19 protein-coding genes and 3 tRNA genes are annotated in these 17585 nt (G+C 63.1%); 11 read left to right on the forward strand and 11 right to left on the reverse strand.

Features of this window, described 5'->3' with window-relative positions:
• Positions 1–25 precede the first annotated feature (25 nt).
• A complete protein-coding gene (miaB, locus tag DXY33_RS11410; protein WP_115132981.1) occupies positions 26–1420 on the reverse strand; it encodes a tRNA (N6-isopentenyl adenosine(37)-C2)-methylthiotransferase MiaB in 1395 nt (464 codons plus the stop codon).
• A 74-nt stretch (positions 1421–1494) separates the two neighbouring features.
• Here miaB and DXY33_RS11415 point away from each other — a divergent pair, with 74 nt between their 5' ends.
• The gene (locus tag DXY33_RS11415) at positions 1495–2583 is read left to right on the forward strand and encodes a dipeptide epimerase (protein ID WP_170951058.1); all 1089 of its coding nucleotides are present in this window, start codon (positions 1495–1497) and stop codon (positions 2581–2583) included.
• Positions 2583–3665: a DUF1611 domain-containing protein gene (locus tag DXY33_RS11420; protein WP_115132983.1), complete on the forward strand. Its 1083-nt coding sequence runs from the start codon at positions 2583–2585 to the stop codon at positions 3663–3665. The genes DXY33_RS11415 and DXY33_RS11420 overlap by 1 nt, the downstream gene beginning before the upstream one ends.
• Positions 3666–3668: 3 nt before the next feature.
• Here the strand turns inward: DXY33_RS11420 and DXY33_RS11425 are convergent.
• Positions 3669–3741: transfer RNA gene (locus tag DXY33_RS11425), tRNA-His, on the reverse strand.
• Between the two features lie 42 nt (positions 3742–3783).
• Here DXY33_RS11425 and DXY33_RS11430 point away from each other — a divergent pair.
• The 3 genes from DXY33_RS11430 to DXY33_RS11440 are packed head-to-tail and all read left to right on the forward strand — an operon-like array spanning position 3784 to position 6860.
• Positions 3784–4215 (forward strand): DUF4359 domain-containing protein, encoded by a 432-nt coding sequence (locus DXY33_RS11430; RefSeq protein WP_371634832.1) that lies wholly within the window; start codon positions 3784–3786, stop codon positions 4213–4215.
• Positions 4215–5492 carry an amidohydrolase family protein gene (locus DXY33_RS11435; RefSeq protein ID WP_115132985.1) on the forward strand — a complete coding sequence of 426 codons (1278 nt, stop codon included), beginning with the start codon at positions 4215–4217 and terminating at the stop codon, positions 5490–5492. The genes DXY33_RS11430 and DXY33_RS11435 overlap by 1 nt, the downstream gene beginning before the upstream one ends.
• Before the next feature lie 18 nt (positions 5493–5510).
• On the forward strand, positions 5511–6860 hold the full coding sequence (locus DXY33_RS11440; RefSeq protein WP_115132986.1) for an FAD-binding oxidoreductase: 1350 nt from the start codon (positions 5511–5513) through the stop codon (positions 6858–6860).
• A 3-nt stretch (positions 6861–6863) separates the two neighbouring features.
• Here the strand turns inward: DXY33_RS11440 and DXY33_RS11445 are convergent, their stop codons facing one another.
• From DXY33_RS11445 to murA, 5 genes are all read right to left on the reverse strand, one after another.
• The gene (locus tag DXY33_RS11445) at positions 6864–7337 is read right to left on the reverse strand and encodes a pentapeptide repeat-containing protein (RefSeq protein WP_244276066.1); all 474 of its coding nucleotides are present in this window, start codon (positions 7335–7337) and stop codon (positions 6864–6866) included.
• Between the two features lie 68 nt (positions 7338–7405).
• Positions 7406–8620: a folylpolyglutamate synthase/dihydrofolate synthase family protein gene (locus DXY33_RS12560; protein ID WP_170951052.1), complete on the reverse strand. Its 1215-nt coding sequence runs from the start codon at positions 8618–8620 to the stop codon at positions 7406–7408.
• Complete coding sequence (locus DXY33_RS12565) at positions 8621–9802, reverse strand: aspartate aminotransferase family protein (protein WP_170951053.1); 1182 nt, start codon at positions 9800–9802, stop codon at positions 8621–8623. It abuts the gene before it with no gap.
• Positions 9803–9815: 13 nt separating this feature from the next.
• Positions 9816–9898, reverse strand: a tRNA-Leu gene (locus tag DXY33_RS11455).
• A gap of 33 nt (positions 9899–9931) precedes the next feature.
• Positions 9932–11233, reverse strand: a complete 1302-nt coding sequence (gene murA / locus DXY33_RS11460; protein WP_115132988.1) for a UDP-N-acetylglucosamine 1-carboxyvinyltransferase — start codon at positions 11231–11233, stop codon at positions 9932–9934.
• 149 nt (positions 11234–11382) lie between these two features.
• Here murA and DXY33_RS11465 point away from each other — a divergent pair.
• From DXY33_RS11465 to DXY33_RS11490, 6 genes are all read left to right on the forward strand, one after another.
• Positions 11383–11466, forward strand: a tRNA-Leu gene (locus tag DXY33_RS11465).
• A gap of 32 nt (positions 11467–11498) precedes the next feature.
• Positions 11499–11747: a hypothetical protein gene (locus DXY33_RS11470; protein ID WP_114988434.1), complete on the forward strand. Its 249-nt coding sequence runs from the start codon at positions 11499–11501 to the stop codon at positions 11745–11747.
• A 26-nt stretch (positions 11748–11773) separates the two neighbouring features.
• On the forward strand, positions 11774–12607 hold the full coding sequence (locus DXY33_RS11475; RefSeq protein ID WP_115132989.1) for an RNA methyltransferase: 834 nt from the start codon (positions 11774–11776) through the stop codon (positions 12605–12607).
• Positions 12604–14046 (forward strand): dihydrolipoyl dehydrogenase, encoded by a 1443-nt coding sequence (lpdA, locus tag DXY33_RS11480; RefSeq protein ID WP_115132990.1) that lies wholly within the window; start codon positions 12604–12606, stop codon positions 14044–14046. The genes DXY33_RS11475 and lpdA overlap by 4 nt, the downstream gene beginning before the upstream one ends.
• A 39-nt stretch (positions 14047–14085) precedes the next feature.
• Positions 14086–14973, forward strand: a complete 888-nt coding sequence (gene trpC, locus DXY33_RS11485) for an indole-3-glycerol phosphate synthase TrpC (protein ID WP_115132991.1) — start codon at positions 14086–14088, stop codon at positions 14971–14973.
• A gap of 53 nt (positions 14974–15026) precedes the next feature.
• Positions 15027–15695, forward strand: a complete 669-nt coding sequence (locus tag DXY33_RS11490) for a hydantoin utilization protein A (RefSeq protein WP_115132992.1) — start codon at positions 15027–15029, stop codon at positions 15693–15695.
• Here DXY33_RS11490 and sodX read toward each other — a convergent pair.
• From sodX to DXY33_RS11510, 4 genes are read right to left on the reverse strand one after another with little or no spacing between them, the layout of a single operon-like run.
• A complete protein-coding gene (sodX, locus tag DXY33_RS11495) occupies positions 15678–16010 on the reverse strand; it encodes a nickel-type superoxide dismutase maturation protease (protein ID WP_115132993.1) in 333 nt (110 codons plus the stop codon). The two genes, DXY33_RS11490 and sodX, sit on opposite strands and share 18 nt — an antisense overlap.
• Before the next feature lie 50 nt (positions 16011–16060).
• Complete coding sequence (gene sodN / locus DXY33_RS11500; protein ID WP_115132994.1) at positions 16061–16534, reverse strand: superoxide dismutase, Ni; 474 nt, start codon at positions 16532–16534, stop codon at positions 16061–16063.
• Positions 16535–16576: 42 nt separating this feature from the next.
• Positions 16577–17176 (reverse strand): FKBP-type peptidyl-prolyl cis-trans isomerase, encoded by a 600-nt coding sequence (locus DXY33_RS11505; RefSeq protein WP_115132995.1) that lies wholly within the window; start codon positions 17174–17176, stop codon positions 16577–16579.
• Positions 17177–17227: 51 nt separating this feature from the next.
• Positions 17228–17557, reverse strand: a complete 330-nt coding sequence (locus DXY33_RS11510) for a phasin family protein (RefSeq protein WP_006850663.1) — start codon at positions 17555–17557, stop codon at positions 17228–17230.
• Between the last annotated feature and the right edge of the window lie 28 nt (positions 17558–17585).

Consider the following 17585-nt stretch of genomic DNA (forward strand, 5'->3'; position numbering starts at 1 on the left):
AGCGCCAAAAGTATCAGCGTTGTGCTCAGTGGGGCAGGGGGCTGCCGCTGAGTGAAAAGGAGCGCACCGCATCGATGCGCACCGGCACGAGATCGCCCGCTTGATAGGCACGACCATCCGCTCCGGTGGAGCTGAAGAAGGTCAGGCGATTGGTGCGGGTTCGCCCCATCAGCTGCGATGGGTCCTTGGGGTTGATGCCCTCCGCCAGCACTTCTTCCGTGCGCCCCTCGTAGCGGGCATTGGCCTTGCGGGCGCAGCGTTCCACCAGGGCATTAATTTCGCGAAGGCGTTCCACCTTCACCTCCTCCGGCAGCTGGTTGTCCCAATGGGCTGCAGGGGTATTGGGCCGGGGTGAATAGGCCGCTGTGTTCACCTGATCGAAACCGATCTCTTCGATCAGATGGAGGGTGCGGCGGTACTGCGCATCGGTTTCTCCAGGGAAGGCAACGATCACATCGGCACTGAGGGAGGCATCGGGCATGCGCTCACGGATGCGGTCGATGATCCGCCGGTAGCGTTCAACGGTGTAGCCCCGGGCCATGGCCTGCAACACGTCGTTGTCCCCGCTCTGAAACGGAATGTGGAAGTGTTCACAGAGCTTGGGCAGGTCGGCACAGGCATCGATCAGCCGCTCGGTGAAGTAGCGCGGATGGCTGGTGGCAAAACGGATCCGTTCAATGCCATCCACGTCGTGGACGTGATGGAGCAGATCGGTGAGGGTGTGTTGGCGGCGACCCTCCGGCGTGATGCCCGGCAGATCCCGGCCATAGGCATCAATGTTCTGGCCGAGCAGGGTGATTTCCTTGTAGCCCTGGGCGGCAAGACCCTCCATTTCCAGCTTGATCGCCTGGGGCAGCCGTGATTGTTCATTGCCGCGCACGGAGGGCACCACGCAGTAGGTGCAACGTTCGTTGCAGCCATAGATCACGTTCACCCAGCCGCAGATGCTGCTGTCCCGGCGGGCCGTGGTGATGTCTTCAAGGATGTGGTGGTCTTCGGTGGCGACCACCTGCTGACCGCTGTCCACCTGCAGCAGCAGGGTTTCCAGGCGATTGGCGTGTTGCGGTCCCATCACCAGATCCAGCTCCGGCACCCGCCGGAGCAGGGATTCGCCCTCCTGCTGGGCAACACAGCCCGCCACCACCAGGGTGAGATTGGGGTTGCTGCGTTTCCTCTGGGCCTGTCTGCCGAGGTAGCTGTAAACCTTCTGCTCGGCGTTGTCCCGGATGGTGCAGGTGTTGTAAAGCACCAGATCGGCATCCAGTTCGGCTGACGCCTCCCGGTAGCCCATGGCCTCCAGGATTCCCGCCATCCGTTCGGAATCCGCCTTGTTCATCTGGCAGCCGAACGTGGTGATCCAATAGCTGCCCCGCTGGGGGTTGGCGGTGGCGTCAGTTGCGAGGGGGGCGGAGGCGACCAAATCTCTGGCTCAAGCCTTCTCAGTGTGAGTCACAGCGGTGTTGTGTCAGTTTGGAGATTGACAGCCGGATGGCGATGGGCTGGGCCCTCACTCGGTTTTCGCTCACCAAGGCCGTGCCCCTCACGATCAGCCGGGGCACCACCGCTGCCGTGGTGCGGTTGGAGCTCAGGTTGGAACGTGATGGGCTGGTGGGCCGCGGCGAGACCGGGGGATTTGAGACCGGCCACCGAGCCTTTGCCCTTGAGGCTGTGGAACAGGAACTGCTGGGGCTTTTGCCGCAACTGGAAGCTCTGGATCCCCACCGTCCGCAACGGTTTGAGCCCCTGCTTGCATCCCTGAGTCCCCCGGCCCGTTGTGCTGTCGATCTGGCTTTGTGGGACTGGCATGGGCAACGGCTCGGCCATCCTCTATGGCGGCTCTGGGGATTGGACCCAGCCGAGGGTGTGGCCACCAGCGTCACCCTGGGACTGGCTTCTGTGGATGCCGTGTTGGATCGTCTCGAACGCTGGTGGACGCAGCTGCCGGCGACGCGGGTGAAGCTCAAGCTGGGCAGCCCCGACGGCTTGGACCACGACCTCAGCATGTTGGAAGCGGTGGCCCAGGCCATCAAGGATCGATCCCAGCGGCAGGGAGTCGCCATCGAACTGCAGGTGGATGCCAATGGCGGATGGACCGTGAATCAGGCCAGGCAAATGCTGGAGCCCCTGGCCGCACAACAGGTGGTGCTGCTGGAGCAGCCTTTGGCTCCAGATTTGGATCCCACGCAGGACTCAGCGGGATTCGCGGCGCTTCACCCGCACTGTCCGATGGCCTTGGTGGCGGATGAAAGTTGTTGGGATCTGGAGGATCTGCTGCGCTTGGCCCCAGTGGTGGATGGTGTGAATCTCAAGCTGCTCAAGACCGGGGGGCTCAGTCAGGCCTTGTTAATGGCCCAAGTGGCGCAGAAGAAGGGGCTGGATCTGATGGTGGGGTGCTACTCCGACAGTTCGTTGTTGAACGGTGCAGCGGCCCAGATCTTGCCTCTGATTCGTTGGCCGGATCTCGACAGCCATCTCAACTTGGTGGATGACCCCTTTGTTGGCCTTGAGTTGCAGCACGATCGTCTGCGGCCTTCGGCGATGGCTGGATTGGGGATCCGCCAGGCAGGAGGCACAGCAGCGTGATGAGCGGGATTCAAGCGCCGTCGGGATTTCGGGGAATGCGGTTGGTGCTGCTCCAACACGGTGGTTTGGCCAGCCTCACCGGCAAGACCGGTCTGGCCATGCTCCGACACCGTGCTGGACCGATCGTCGCGGTGATCGATCCCGACCATGCGGGCCAGTCTCTGCAACGCGTCACCGGCATCGAGCGTGATGTGCCGGTGGTGGCGGACTTGTCTGCTGCTCTGCCCTACGAGCCTGAGGTTGCTGTGGTTGGCCTGGCTCCTTCGGGGGGGCGGCTGCCTGATCCTGTTCGCCACGACGCCTTGGCGGCGTTGCGCGCAGGCCTTCATCTCGCCAGCGGACTTCACACCCGCCTGGCCGATGATCCTGAACTGGCAGACGCCTGCTGGCCCGACCGTTGGATCTGGGATCTGCGCCGGGAGCCGGAAGGACTCAACGTTGGCCAGGCACGCGCCGCAGAGCTTCCCTGCCGGCGCCTTCTGGCCATTGGCACCGATATGGCTGTCGGCAAGATGAGCGCATGCTTGTCTCTCCGGGAGGCAGCCCAGCGCTCCGGGATCCCCGCGCGCTTTGTGGGTACAGGGCAGGCCGGAATTCTGATCAGCGGAGAAGGGGTCGCCCTGGATGCTGTGCGCGTCGATTACGCCGCCGGTGCGGTGGAGGCGGCGGTGCTTCGCGCGGCGGCTGCTCTGCCTGAGCAGGGCCTTGTGCTGGTGGAGGGGCAGGGATCGCTCTGCCATCCGGCCTCCACGGCCACGTTGCCCTTGTTGCGGGGCACGCAGCCGACGGCCCTGTTGCTCGTGCATCGGGCAGCACAGCAGACCATCGATCGGCTGCCTCAGATCCCGCTTCCAAACCTTGAGGCCTTGGTGGCCACCACAGAATCCCTGGCGAGCTGGGCGCGGCCTGATGGGGCTGCTGAGCCAGCCAAGGTGGCCGCTGTCGCCCTCAACACCGCCCGCCTTGATGAGGCTCAGGCTCGAGACGAGGTGGAGCGCATCCGCCAGACGCTTGGTCTGCCCTGCACGGATCCGATCCGCTGGGGAGCAGAACCGCTACTCAGGGCTTTGTTGAGTTGTTGAGAGGGCGAGCGAGGGGATTCGAACCCCCGAATAGCGGCGCCACAAGCCGCTGCCTTAACCACTTGGCGACGCCCGCCGCGTCCGTGAGAATCTACCAACACGAGCTGCAGCCTGCCTGGTGTCCCCTTCATCGCGTCCGCAAGGTCGGTCTGCTCTGGCGATGTTTGCGGGGGGGATTGCAGCGGTCGGGGTGCTCTCGCTGGTGGTGTCCAACCCGTCGTTGGAGGACTATCAAACCCATGCCGGTGATCAGCTGGTCCGGTTGGGCACCAAGGAACTGTGCGAAGAGCCGACCCTGCCGATGGTGCTGCGTCTCTGGATTCGCAATTGCCCTGAGCTAATTGCCTCCCAGCGGGATGCACTGGCGGCGTTGGCGGGTCAGTTCACCACCCGTCGAAACTTGTTGGTGGCCAGTCTGTATTCCACCCGGATGGATAGGAAAGAGATGCTGCCCGGTCTGCGCCTGCCTGGTTTTGAAGTGCTCAGCCTTGGTGTGGCCGGTCGTTTCGTGGTCCTCAGCACCGATGCCAGCAACGGTGATGAGCGGTGATGGACGTCCCGTCGCTTGAGTCCAAGCCGGGGAGTGGCGTCCTCGACGCCTGGGCACCCCTGGCACTGCTGGATTTCGCCCCTTCAACGCCCTTGCCGGAGGTTGAGAAGCAAGGGCTGACGCCCGTGCGTCTGGCCTGGGAGCAGGGGCGTCTGCGGGAGCCCCAGCCCCTGTCTGCCGAACGCGTGCCACCGTCTCGAATGGTGTTGCCGCGCTTGGTCGACTGCCATGTCCATCTGGACAAGGCCTACACCTGGCAGGAGCATCCCAACCTCAGCGGCAGCTACGGGGGTGCCCTGGAGGCCAACCTGCGGGAGCACAGCTCCCGAACCGTGGCCTGCGTGCTTCAACGCGGAGAACGCGCCATGGAGAGAGCATTCGCCCATGGGCTGCGGGCCATGCGCAGCCATGTGGACAGTGGTGGCCCTGGTGCTGAGCCCAGCTGGGATGCCTTGCTCACTCTGCAGCAGCGCTGGCGCCGCCGCATCGACTTGCAGCTGGTGGCGCTGGTGCCCTTGGAATTCTGGTGTTCAGCTGAAGCGGATGCTCTGGCGCGTCGTGTGGCCGCCAGTGGCGGCTGTCTTGGTGGTGTTCTGACACCTCCTTGTGGATCGGCCGTGGTCACGGAGCAGTTGGAGGTGTTGTTGCGCCTGGCTGATCGCCACAACTGCGGCGTCGATCTCCACATCGATGAGGCGGATCACGGTGCGGCGCAGGGCATGGTTCAGCTGTTGAAGGCCCTGCTGCGCGTGCCGGTGCAGGTTCCCGTCACCTGCAGCCATGCCAGCAGTCTTTCCCTTCTGCCGGCGTCCTCTCTGGCGCGGTTGGCAGAGCGCATGGCAGCAGCGCAGCTCAGTGTGATTGCCCTGCCCCTGACCAATGCCTGGTTGCTCGCACGGGCGGACGATGCCACCCCCCTTCAGCGTCCGCAGGCCCCGATCCGTCAGTTGCAACGTTCCGGTGTTCCGGTGGCGGTGGCGGGTGACAACGTGGTCGACCCCTGGTTCCCGGGAGGCGACTTCGACCCCTTGGCCCTGCTGGCTGCATCGATGCCCTTGACTCAGTTGTTGCCCTGGCAGCGTCTGGGCCTGGCCCCTTTCACCACGGCACCGCCAGCCATTCTTCAACTGGAATGGGATGGGGTGCTGCGGGCCGGCGCTCCTGCCGATCTGATCAGCATGGAGGGCCAGGGATGGTCGGACCTGATCCGTTCTGCTCAGCAGCGTCAGGTTCTCGTGGACGGCCACTGGCAGTCGTCGCCAGGCGCTAGACCCTGACCAGTGTTCCGCCACGCCATGGGTCGCGCTGAAGCCTTGATTGCCCTGCGGCAAGCCCTCAGCGTTGATCCGGAACTGGAGTTGTTGGATGAACCGGGGGAGCTGCAGCGCCATTCCCGGGACGCCTTTGAGTACTCCCCCGTGCTGACGCCGCGGCTGGAGGCCTGCCGTGCTGAGTTGGTGGTGCGTCCGCGCACGGTGGATGCCGTTGAACGGTTGGCTTCGGCCTGCGCTGAGCACCAGGTTCCCTTAACCCTGCGCGGCTCTGGGACAGGGAACTACGGCCAGTGTGTGCCTCTGCAGGGCGGCGTGGTGATGCTCACCACGGCCCTGCGGCAGATCCGCTCGATTGATCCGATCACCGGGGTGGTCACCGTGGAACCGGGCTGTGTGATGCGCGATCTGGATCAGGAGTTGCGCCGCCATGGACGCCAGCTGCGCTTGATGCCCAGCACCTGGCGCAGCGCCACCATTGGCGGCTTTGTGGCAGGGGGCTCTGGGGGCATCGGTTCCCTGCGCTGGGGCTTCCTGCGGGATCCAGGTCATCTACTCGGGTTGGAGATCGTGCCGCTACGCCCCGATGCCCGGCGCCATCAACTCGGCGAGATGGATGCGGAGGCTTTGAATCACGCATACGGCACCAACGGCATCATCACGGCCCTCAGCTTGGCCACAGCTCCAGCGGTCAACTGGCACCAGGTGAGCGTGGACTGCGAGCACTGGAAGCAGGCGATTGAGTTGATGCAACGGATCGCTGCCTCGGCCTTGGATCTCCATTTGGCGAGCCTGCTGGAACAGCCGCTGTTGCCCCGGATGCCCAGCTGGGGTGGTCCTGCCGTCTCGGCGCACCGGCTGCTGTTGCTCGTTGCCCCCGATGGGCTCAACAGCCTGCAACGGATGGCGCAGTCAGCTGGTGCCATCCTGCGGGATCTCGGCCCTGAGGATCTTTCCGGGGGCAATGGCTTGCGCGAGCTGAGCTGGAACCACACCACCCTGCATGTGCGGGCTTCAGAGCCGGGATGGACCTACCTGCAGATGTTGTTGCCGCAACCGGAGGCCCCAGCGATGGCGGCCTTGAAGCAGCGCTGGGGTGATGCCCTGCTCTGGCATCTCGAGCTTGTGCGTCAGCAGGGCTGTCCTCGGCTGGCGGCTCTGCCGCTCGTGCGTTGGCAGGGGGCAGATCAGCTGAACCGGTTTATGGACGACTGCAGGGCCGCGGGTGCCGTGTTGTTCAACCCCCACGTGATCACCGTGGAAGACGGCGGCCTTGGCGTCATCGATGCCGATCAGGTGGCGGCCAAGCAGCGCTTTGATCCCGAGGGCCTGCTCAATCCCGGCAAGCTTCGAGGTTGGGAGGAGCGCTCCTGAGGATCAGCAGCCCAAGCTGTCGAAGGTGGAAACTCCGGTGCTGGGGTTGATGCCATCGGCATCGCTGCACAGCCGGCGTTGATCATCACGATCGAGCAGGGCATCCGTGAAATCGGCCCCCTCGATCTGAGCGTTGCTGAAGCTGCTGCCCGACGCAATGATCCCCGTCAGCACGGCATTGCGTAGATCGGTGGCGACGAAGTCGGCGCGATCCATCAGGGCGTCGGAGAGGTCAGCTCCCTGGAAATCAGCTTCGGCAAAGGCCCCTTGGGTGAGGATTGCACCATGCAGGTTGGCGCCCCGGAAGTTCGCTCCGCGGCCCACGGCTCCGGCGAAGGATGTGTTGGCCAGGTTCTGCCCCTCGAAGTCGCCGTTGCTCTGGTTGGTGAGCGTGTAGTCCACCTTTTCCTGGAACAGGGCACGATCCTGCAGTCCCACCCCAGCTGAGGTGTCCAGGGCCGGGGCCGGCGTTGCCATGAGCAGGAGGGGCAGGAGAAGGCCCAGCAACCGGGAGATTCGCAGCACAGTTCACGCCCAAGCTGTGCTCACTCTGCCGTTACAACGCCGCGAGCGAACAGGTCACCGATCAGATACAGCGATCCGGCAACAATCGGCATCGGTGTCGGCCATCCATGGCTGCTGAGCTGGTGCAGCACGCTTTCGAGGCCGTCGGCCTCCTGCAGCTGATGCTCGAGCTGGGGCAGTGCCTGGAGGAGGGCCGAACGACTCCAGCTCCTGTGGCTTGGTACCGGAATGATCCAGGCCTGGTCCTGGGGCTGCAGCAGCGTCTGGAGCATGGCGACAGCGTCCTTATGGGCCTGAATCGCCAGGATCCAAACAACACCGTTGCAGGCACAACTCCACTGGCTGCGTTCTTCGGCCAGCTGCACTGCGGCCGGTGGATTGTGGGCTCCATCGAGGCGAAGCGTGTGGACGCCCCAATGCACGGTTTGCAGGCGACCGGGCCAGTGGGCTGTGGCGAAACCCTCCTGAATCACCGCTTCAGGTAACGACCAGCCCAGGCCCGAGAGGGCTTGCAAGGCACCGAGGGCCACAGCGGCGTTGCTTCGCTGAATGGCGCCGGGCAAGCCCAGTTGCCAGCTTGAATTCAGCGGCTTCACCCAGTGGAGCGTGGCCTGCTGAGTGCGGCAGGTTGTTTCCAGGACCTCCTGCACTTCAGGGGCTTGGGCGCCACTGATCACGGTGGCCTGAGGCGGGATCGCTGCCGCTTTTTCGGTTGCGATGGCGGTGAGGCTGTGTCCCAGGTGCTCGCAGTGGTCCATCCCAATGCTGGCGACGGCCACCACTGGACGGCAGGGATGGGCCGTGGTGGCATCAAGCCGTCCCCCCAGCCCCACTTCCAGCACCAGCAGCTCGCAGGCGTGCCGGTGGAACTCCAGCAGGGCGGCGGTCACCAGCAGTTCAAACGGGGTGAGCCGATGCCGTTCGTTCAGGGGCTGGAGCGCCTGCAACCGGCTGCGCAGGGTTTCAACCGGAATGGGGGTCCCCTTGATCCGGATGCGTTCACACCAGCTCACCAGGTGAGGGGAGGTGGTGACCCCGCAGCGGAGGCCGGCGGCACAGAGGGCTGATTCCAGAAAGCTGACGATGGATCCCTTCCCGTTGGTGCCCAGCACCTGAATCGCGGGAATCGTCCGACAGGGATGGTCGAGTTCGTGCAGGGCCGCATCCATGCGATCCAACTGCAGATCCATGCCACGCAGGTCGAAGCGTGGGATCAGATCAGACAGATCGTCCACTCAGCTGAGGCTGGAGAGGGTTGCCGCCAGACGGCGCAGCAGCTCGCGCACCTCGCGCTTGTTGATGGTCAGTGGGGGCACCATGCGCAGCACCGAGGGGCCGGCCGCCACCAGCAGCAGACCGTGGTCGATGGAGGCTTTCGCCAGCGCGGGGGCCGTCCAACTGCTGCCCTCCCGGATCACGATGCCCTGCAGCAGGCCCCAGCCCCGCACGCCTTGCAGGTGCTCGGGGAAACAGTTCACAAGCTCCTGGAGCCCGTCATGCAGTTGTTCGCCTCGCGCTGTGACGTTGGTCAGCAGATCTCGTCGTTCGATTTCGGTGGCCACCGTCAACCCCGCCCGGCAGGCAAAGGGATTGCCGCCGAAGGTGCTGGCATGGTCGCCGGGTTCAAACACATCAGCTGACGCGTTCACCAGCAGGGCACCAATGGCATGACCACCGCCCAGGCCCTTGGCCAGGGTGAAGGCGTCAGGGGTGATGCCCAGTTGCTCATAACCCCAGAGGCGGCCACTCCGCCCCATGCCCACCTGCACCTCATCAAGGATCAGCAGGATGTTTCGCTCCGTGCAGATCTCGCGTAGGCGTGAGAAGAAAGTGCGGTCTCCAGGGTTGACGCCACCCTCTCCTTGCAGGGGTTCAACCAGAACGGCCGCGATTGAGGGACCGGACTGTTCGTAGCGGTTGATCAGGGTTTCGAGGGCCTTCAGATCGTTGTAGGGGAAATAATCAAACCCGGTCACCATGGGCTCAAAACCCTTGTGGTACTTGGGTTGACCGGTGGCGGTGACCGCCGCGAGCGTGCGGCCATGGAAGCTGGCTGCTGCCGTGAGGATCACTGGCTGTTCGATGCCGCGCCGTTGGTGGCCGTGTTTGCGCGCCAGCTTGATCGCGGCCTCATTGGCTTCGGCGCCGGAATTGCAGAAGAAGACGCTGTCGGCACAGCTGTTGCGCACCAGCCAGCTGGCCAGCTCTTCCTGTTCCGGAATCCGATAGAGGTTGGACACATGCTGGAGCCGTCCCAGCTGCTTGCGCAGAGCCCGCTGCATGGCCCTGTCGCTGTGGCCCAGGGTGCAGGTGGCAATGCCAGCAACAGCATCCAGGTAGCGCCGTCCTTGGGTGTCCTTGACCCAGCAGCCCTTTCCCTTGGCCAGAGCCAAAGGGAAACGGCCGTAGGTGTTCATGACGGCGGAGGGATGGGAGCCGGGGGACTTGAACCCCCAAGACCAGTGGCCGGCTGATTTTGAGTCAGCTGCGTCTACCAATTCCGCCAGGCTCCCGCTCAGGGATTGTATTGATTGAAGGGCCCCTCTTCAGAGGATGTTGCGCTTCACCTCAGCGCCGGCAGCGCTGAGCTTGGCTTCGAGGTCGTCGTAGCCCCGATCAAGGTGCTTCAGACCAGCCACTTCGGTGATTCCTTTAGCGGAGAGGCCAGCCAGCACCATGGCAGCGGCTGCACGGAGGTCGGTGCCGGTGACGGGCGCCGCGCTCAGCTGAGCCACGCCTTCAACGATGGCTGTGCTGCCCTTGAGCCGAATCGATGCCCCCATGCGCTGCAGCTCGGCCACATGTTGCAGCCGGTTTTCATAGATCTTCTCGCTAATCACGCTGGTGCCCTTCGCGGTGCACATCAGGGCCATGAACGGTGCCTGAAGATCGGTTGGAAACCCGGGAAACGGTTGGGTGGTGATGTCCACGGCCGTGATCTCGCCGGGTGTGATCGTCACGGCTCTCCCCTTGATCTCGATGGAGCAGCCGCAATCGCGAAGCTTTTGGATCACAGCGCTGAGATGCTTGGGAATCACGGGCTCCACCACCAGTGGTGAGCGCGTGATGGCGGCCGCCATCAGGAACGTTCCGGCTTCGATGCGATCCGGGATCACCGGATAGTTGGTGCAACCACGGAGCCGCTCCACCCCTTGAACGGTGATCACCGGGCCGCCAGCGCCGCTCACCTGGGCGCCCATGCTGTTGAGCAGGTTGGCCAGGTCCTGCACTTCAGGTTCCTGAGCAGCGTTTTCGATGGTGGAGACCCCATCGGCCAGCACCGCTGCCATCAGAATGGTTTCGGTGGCGCCAACGCTGGGGCAGTCGAGCACGATCTGTGCGCCTGTCAGGCGTTTTTTGCTGCCGGGCACTGAGGCCGTGACAATTCCGTGCTCCACGTTGATGACGGCGCCGAGGGCTTTCAGACCGCGGATGTGTTCGACAACGGGACGAGCCCCGATACGGCAACCCCCTGGAAGAGGGACCCGCGCGTGTCCCAGGCGTCCGAGCAGGGGGCCAATACTGAAAAAACTGGCGCGAAGGCTGTTGACTAGCTCGTAGGGAGGGGCCGAGCTACTGAGCTCGGCGGCGGTGAGGCGAATGCAGTCCGACTGCCTGTCGACCTGAACCCCCAGAGCTTCAAGGATGGCGCTCATGCCATCGATGTCTGTGAGAGAGGGAATGTTGGTCAGCTCAATGGTCTCCTCACTCAGGAGGCTGGCTGTCATCAGCACCAGGGCGGAGTTCTTCGCGCCGCTGACGCGAAGCGTTCCCTTCAAGGCGTGTCCGCCGCTGACATTGAGGCGTTGCTTGAGACTCTCCTGAGACGCTTCTGCAACGGCCATCATCGATGAGCTGATCCCCTATGTCCGGATTTTGGCAACAGTCTTTGAGACCGTCTAGACGGCCGGCGTCCAAACTGGACAGTTTGTTGCGGGGCTGGGGCAGCCACGGATCGGCGATGCCCTATGTTCATCCGGTCGAACACGACACGCCAGCGGATGTGGCGGAATTGGTAGACGCGCTAGTTTCAGGTACTAGTGGTGGCAACATCGTGGGAGTTCAAGTCTCCCCATCCGCACTAACTTTGTCGGGTAGCAGCTCTCGACAACCATGATCGTTCTCAAGATCTCCAACGCTTCGGAAGTTGTTGCTTCCAAGGTTGGCAAGTTCCTTGAGCTGCTCACTCCTGATTCCATCGATCACACCACCGTTGAGGATCAAGTGATCAAAAAGATGATCGAAAACCTTGCGGCGGAGGGAATCAAGGGGGAGATCGCAGCCATCAACGGCCTTGAGTTGGATGGCGAAAATCTGAGCGTTCACAAAGGCCTGAACGTGCGCAAACACGCAGCGTTCTGAGTCGTTCTCTGGATTCCTCCTCTCCCCTGATCAGCAGCCGACGCAATCCCCTGGTCAAACGGCTGCGAACCCTGGCCACCCGTGCGGGGCGAGAGGCCGAGGGGCTGTTGCTTTTTGAGGGCACCCACCTGTTGCAGGAAGTTCTCAGGCAGGGCAACGCGCCCGAGGAAATCATCGCGACCGAAGCCTGGTTGCAAGGTCATTCGGCTCTGGCTGCACGGTGTTCTCAGGCGCGATGGCGGATCGTCACCGATGAGGTGTTGCGGGCTGCGCTCACAACAGTCACACCCGATGGTGTTGCCTGCCTGAGCCCCCTGGATCGACTGCCCACTGTCCCTCCAGAGCTGGATTTTCTCCTTGTCCTGGATCGGATTCAGGATCCTGGAAATCTGGGCACATTGCTGCGCACAGCCCTCGCGGCTGACGTCAATGCGGTCTGGATGGGAGCTGGTGTTGATCCCCTCGGCACGAAGGTGTTGCGGGCCTCTGCCGGTGCTCTGCTTCAGCTGCCGCATCAACGCTTTGGCCCGAGCGAAGCGATGGCGATTTCACAGCTTCAGCAGGAACTGAAGCAGCTGGTGGCCTTGGGTGTGCAGGTGGTGGCCACCCTTGTGCCCGATGCGACCAAGGCTGACCCCCCTGTTCCCTACTGGGATCTCGACTGGACGCTGCCGACGGCGCTGGTGCTGGGAACCGAGGGTGCAGGTCTGCATCCGGACCTGCAAGCCTGCTGCACCCATGCCGTCACGCTCCCCCACAGCGCACGGGTGGAATCCCTGAATGTGGCGTCTGCCGCTGTTCCTCTCCTTCTGGAGCGGCGAAGAGCGACAATGACCGCCACATCGCAGCAGTTCGGGTGAGCGACGCCAGCTTCGACTTCGACGTCATTGTTATTGGAGCCGGCTACGGCGGCTTCGACGCTGCCAAACATGCCGCCGAACACGGCCTGAAGACGGCGATCGTTGAATCCCGAGATATGGGTGGCACCTGTGTGAACAGGGGCTGTGTTCCCTCCAAGGCGCTGCTGGCTGCCAGTGGAAAAGTGCGGGAACTGGCAGACGACAAGCACCTCGCGAGCTTTGGAATTCATGCTGCGCCTGTGCGGTTCGAGCGGCAGAAGATCGCTGATCACGCCAATCAGCTGGTTCAGACCATTCGCACCAACCTCACCAAAACCCTTGAGCGGGCAGGGGTGACGATCCTCCGAGGCCACGGCCGTCTGGAGGGCAGCCAGAAGGTGGGGCTGCGGGAGCCCAGCGGGGTGGACAGGGTGCTGACCGCCAAGGACGTGATCATCGCCACGGGGTCTGATCCCTTTGTGCCGCCAGGCATCGAAACCGATGGCCGCACGGTGTTCACCAGCGACGAAGCCATCAACCTGGAATGGCTGCCCCGTTGGATCGCCATCATCGGCAGCGGTTACATCGGCCTTGAATTCGCTGATGTGTACACCGCCCTCGGTTGCGAGGTGACGATGATCGAGGCCATGGACAAGGTGATGCCTACCTTTGATCCCGACATCGCCAAGATCGCTGGGCGTCATCTGATTGATGGTCGCGATATCGATGCGCGTTCCGGTCTGCTGGCCCGCAAGGTCACCCCGGGCTGTCCCGTGCAGATCGAACTGGCTGATTTCAACAGCCGTGAACTGGTGGAGACCCTTGAGGTGGATGCCGTTCTGGTGGCCACAGGGCGTGTTCCCAGCAGCAAGGGCCTCAATCTGGAGTCGCTCAATGTGGAGACGAACCGTGGCTTTGTTCCGATCGACGACGCCATGCGTGTTCTGGTGAACGGCCAACCTGTTCCCCATCTCTGGGCCGTCGGCGACGTGACCGGCAAGCTGATGCTGGCCCACACGGCTGCTGCCCAAGGCACCTGTGCGGTGGACAACATCCTTGGCCATGCGCGCGAGATCGATTACCGCAGCATTCCGGCAGCCACCTTCACCCATCCCGAGATCAGCTCTGTTGGCCTGACTGAGGCGGATGCCAAAGCTTTGGCGGAGAAGGATGGCTTCCAGCTTGGTTCCGTTCGCAGCTACTTCAAGGCCAATTCCAAAGCTCTGGCTGAGCTGGACAGCGATGGCCTGATGAAGCTGCTGTTCAACAAAACCAGTGGTGAAGTGCTTGGCGCCCACATCTATGGACTTCACGCCGCCGACCTGATCCAGGAGGTGGCCAATGCCGTTGCCCGGCGCCAGAGCGTGCGTCAGCTCGCCACCGAAGTGCACACCCACCCGACCCTCAGCGAGGTGGTGGAGGTCGCTTACAAGCAAGCTGCCGCCCAGCTGGCCGCCTGATCCCGTCCCAATTTTTCGTTCCAGTCTTTTCCCTCTTCCATGGAGATCCGCCGTCGTCCCCCCAACCCCAAGGTGCGGGTGGCCCATCTCGAATATGCGGTGCCCCACGACGACGAGGAACCGCGTCACATCCTCGAGAAGATTATCTGGGAAAAAGATCGTGAGATCGATGCCGCCCGCGACAAGGTTCCCCTCGACAACCTGAAGCAGCAGATTGCCAAGCTTCCCCCCACCAAGGATTTCCTGGGGGCGCTTCAGGCGGCCGCCACGAAACCTGCGGTGATCGCTGAGGTGAAAAAAGCGAGCCCCAGCAAAGGGGTGATCCGTGAGAATTTCGACCCGGTGGCGATCGCCAAGGCCTACGCCGCTGGCGGTGCAAGCTGCCTCTCAGTGCTCACCGACAAAACCTTCTTCCAGGGTGGCTTTGATGTCCTGGTGCAGGTGCGTCAGGCCGTAGACCTACCTCTGCTCTGCAAGGAGTTTGTGCTGAGCCCCTATCAGCTGTTCCAGGCCAGGGCGGCCGGGGCTGACGCGGTGCTTCTGATTGCTTCCATCCTTTCGGATCAGGATCTTCGTTATCTCAACAAGGCTGCGGCGGCTCTGGGCCTCACCGTGTTGGTGGAGGTTCACGACGCCACCGAAATGGACCGTGTGCTGAGCATTGGTGGCTTCCCCCTGATTGGAATCAACAACCGTGATCTCACCAGCTTCGAGACGGATCTGGCCACGACCGAACGGCTGCTGGTCGACTTCAACGACCGGTTGAAGCAACAGGGGGTGCTGCTGGTGAGTGAATCGGGTCTGTTCAGTCGGGCCGATCTCGACCGTGTGCAGGCCGCCGGTGCCGGGGCTGTGCTGGTGGGGGAAGCCCTGATGCGGCAGCCGGATGTTGAAGCTGGTCTGTTGCAGTTGATCCAGCCCGGTTAAGGCCGTTCCTCTTCCACTGCTGATGCACAATTGCAACATTCAGGCGGTTCTTTGTGCTGATTAGCGTTTTGACCGGTGTTGCAGCCGGGGCCGTTCATGTGGTGGGTGGTGCTGATCACCTGGTGGCAATGGCGCCCTTCTCCCTGAGCAAGCCATGGGCCGCCTTTCGTCATGCCCTGGCTTGGGGCGTTGGTCATTCCACAGGAGTTGTGGTTCTGGCGTTGATCGCCATCGGTCTGAAAGACCTGGCCCATGTGGAGGCCATGTCGTCTTGGGCAGAATTCCTCGTGGGCGTGGCCCTGCTTGTGGTGGGTGCCCTGGCCGTGCGCACGGCGTTCGGGCTGGAACTGCACACCCATGAGCACCGCCACGATGGTGCCGCCGAGCATCGTCATCTTCATCTGCATGTGCGCGGCGCCAGCAACCACCGTCGCCACGTCCATGCCTCCTCGGGCCTGGGCTTGCTGCATGGACTGGCGGGGGCCAGTCACCTGCTGGCCGTGATCCCTGCTTTGGCCCTGCCGCCCTATGCCGCTGTGGGCTACCTCGTGGCTTACTTGCTTGGATCCATCGGCGCCATGGTGGCCGTTGTGTCGGTTGTCTCGTTTCTCACCCTCCGCAGCGGTGCTCGGCTGATGCCCTTCCTCGTGGGCGGTACGGGTGCTCTCTCAATCATCACCGGGGCCATCTGGCTGCAGAAGACTTCACCGGCTCTGTTCTGATTCCCCGAGCGGGAGCCGGCCCACCACCTCACCAATCAACAGGTTGGCTGGCACCGCTCCGAGTTGGCGGCTGTCGGTGCTTTCAGCGGGGTTGTCTCCCAACAACCAAAGCCCTGTGCTGTCCACTCGGCTGAGGCGCTTGATCAGGCGCAGCCCGCTTCGCTGGGGATGCCAGGTCACGACCACGGATCCCAGGCTGGGTGCGGCCGTCTGTCCCAGTCGTCTGACTAGAACCCGGTCTCCCGGTTCAAGGCTGGGTTGCATCGATCGTCCTTCGATGCGCAGCAGCAGACGTCGCCCACAAAAAAGCAGCAACAGGTCGCGAAGACCAGCTGCTGCGATAGAGGGATTGGTTCTGTTTGAACTCAGGATGCGGTGACCCAGGCGTCGGAACGGCCCTTGGACTGCCAGAACATGCCGTGGATTTTTTCAACGGCGGCCATCAGTTCCTCGGCCTTGGCCTGATCGATGTTCACCTTGCAGGAGCTGCAGAGCTTGGCTGCTTTCCAGAAGGTGTCGTGCAGGTCGGGAAAGGTGGCCAGGTGATCGGGCTTGAAGTAGTCGGTCCAGAGGATCAAAAGTTCTTTCTTGGTCTTCTGTGCTTCCTCTTCCTTGATGGCCACGTAGCGGCCGAAGGTGTTGTTGTAAGCGGCCAGGGCAGCGGCGTCACCAGCTGCGGGAGCTTCCATCGCCTTCAGCTTCTTGGTCATCGACAGCACGGCTTCGGCTGCCACGCGAGCGGAAGCCGGGTCGTACACGCCACAAGGACCGTCGCAGTGGGCTTCTGCCACAGGGGCAGGGAGGGCACATGCAAGGGCAGAAAGGGCCGAGCGCAGCATCGGTTCAGAGCGGAATTGGCTTGAGATGAGCCTAGCTTCCGCTTACTTCTTCACGTCGAGCAGTTCCACCTCGAAGATCAAGGTTGCGTTGGGGGGAATCACACCACCGGCTCCACGGCTTCCGTAGGCGAGGTCGGAAGGGATCACCAGCTTGCGCTTTCCGCCCACATTCATGCCGGCGACGCCTTCATCCCAACCCTTGATCACTCGGCCAGCCCCGAGGGGGAAGCTGAAAGGGGTGTCCCGGTCGTAGCTGGCATCGAACTGCAGTCCATCTTCCAGGGTGCCGCGGTAGTGCACCACCACCGTTTGGCCGGGGGTGGCCTCGTCGCCGCTGCCCACCTCCAGCTCGATGATTTTCAGACCACTGGCGGTGATGGTGGTGTCAGGAGCATCGAGGGGGCCGCCGAGGGCTGAGGCGTCGGCTGGAGCGGAATCGTTGGCCATGGCGAAAAGAGTCGGGTTGGGGTCGTCAGGGTCGAGTTCGAAGCTCAACGCCTTCTGGGGTTTCGAAGCCTCGCTGCGAACGCCAGCAGGCTGCGCCGGGGCTGCGGAAACGGTGGAGGGGGCCACGATCTGGCTGACCAGGGCAAGGAGCAGGCAGGCCACACAGACCGTTGTGCTGATGATGATGTCGCGCACGGAAGGGCTTCTGTTGCGCTGATTCTGACTTCCGGTCCGCGGAGCCGGCGTTCATTCAGGCCGGTTCATCTGCCGCAGCTGTTGCTCGAGGCGATCAATGCGGCCGCGCAGCTCATCCACTTCCTTCTGGCTTGGAACGCCGAAGTCTTGGAGAAGGTTGTCGCGATTGCGTTCCAGGTTGCGCCCCATCTGCTGTTCCAGTTCGGGGGTTTCCCCGCGCAGGGCCTTGAGCACGTCGTCCACCAATGCGGACGCTTCGTTCGGATCCAGCCGGCCACTGCTCACCCAGTTCTGGGTGACGCCGCGCAGACGCTCAGCAACGAGGGTGGTTGTGCCCAGGCCGCGGAGCAGCAATTGCTGAAGAGGATTCGCGGCATCCATGGCGACAGGTGGGCGGGTCCGATCCAGG

Origin of the sequence: Synechococcus sp. N26 (assembly GCF_900473975.1) — a bacterium.
In the GTDB taxonomy this organism is placed as follows: Bacteria; Cyanobacteriota; Cyanobacteriia; order PCC-6307; family Cyanobiaceae; genus Parasynechococcus.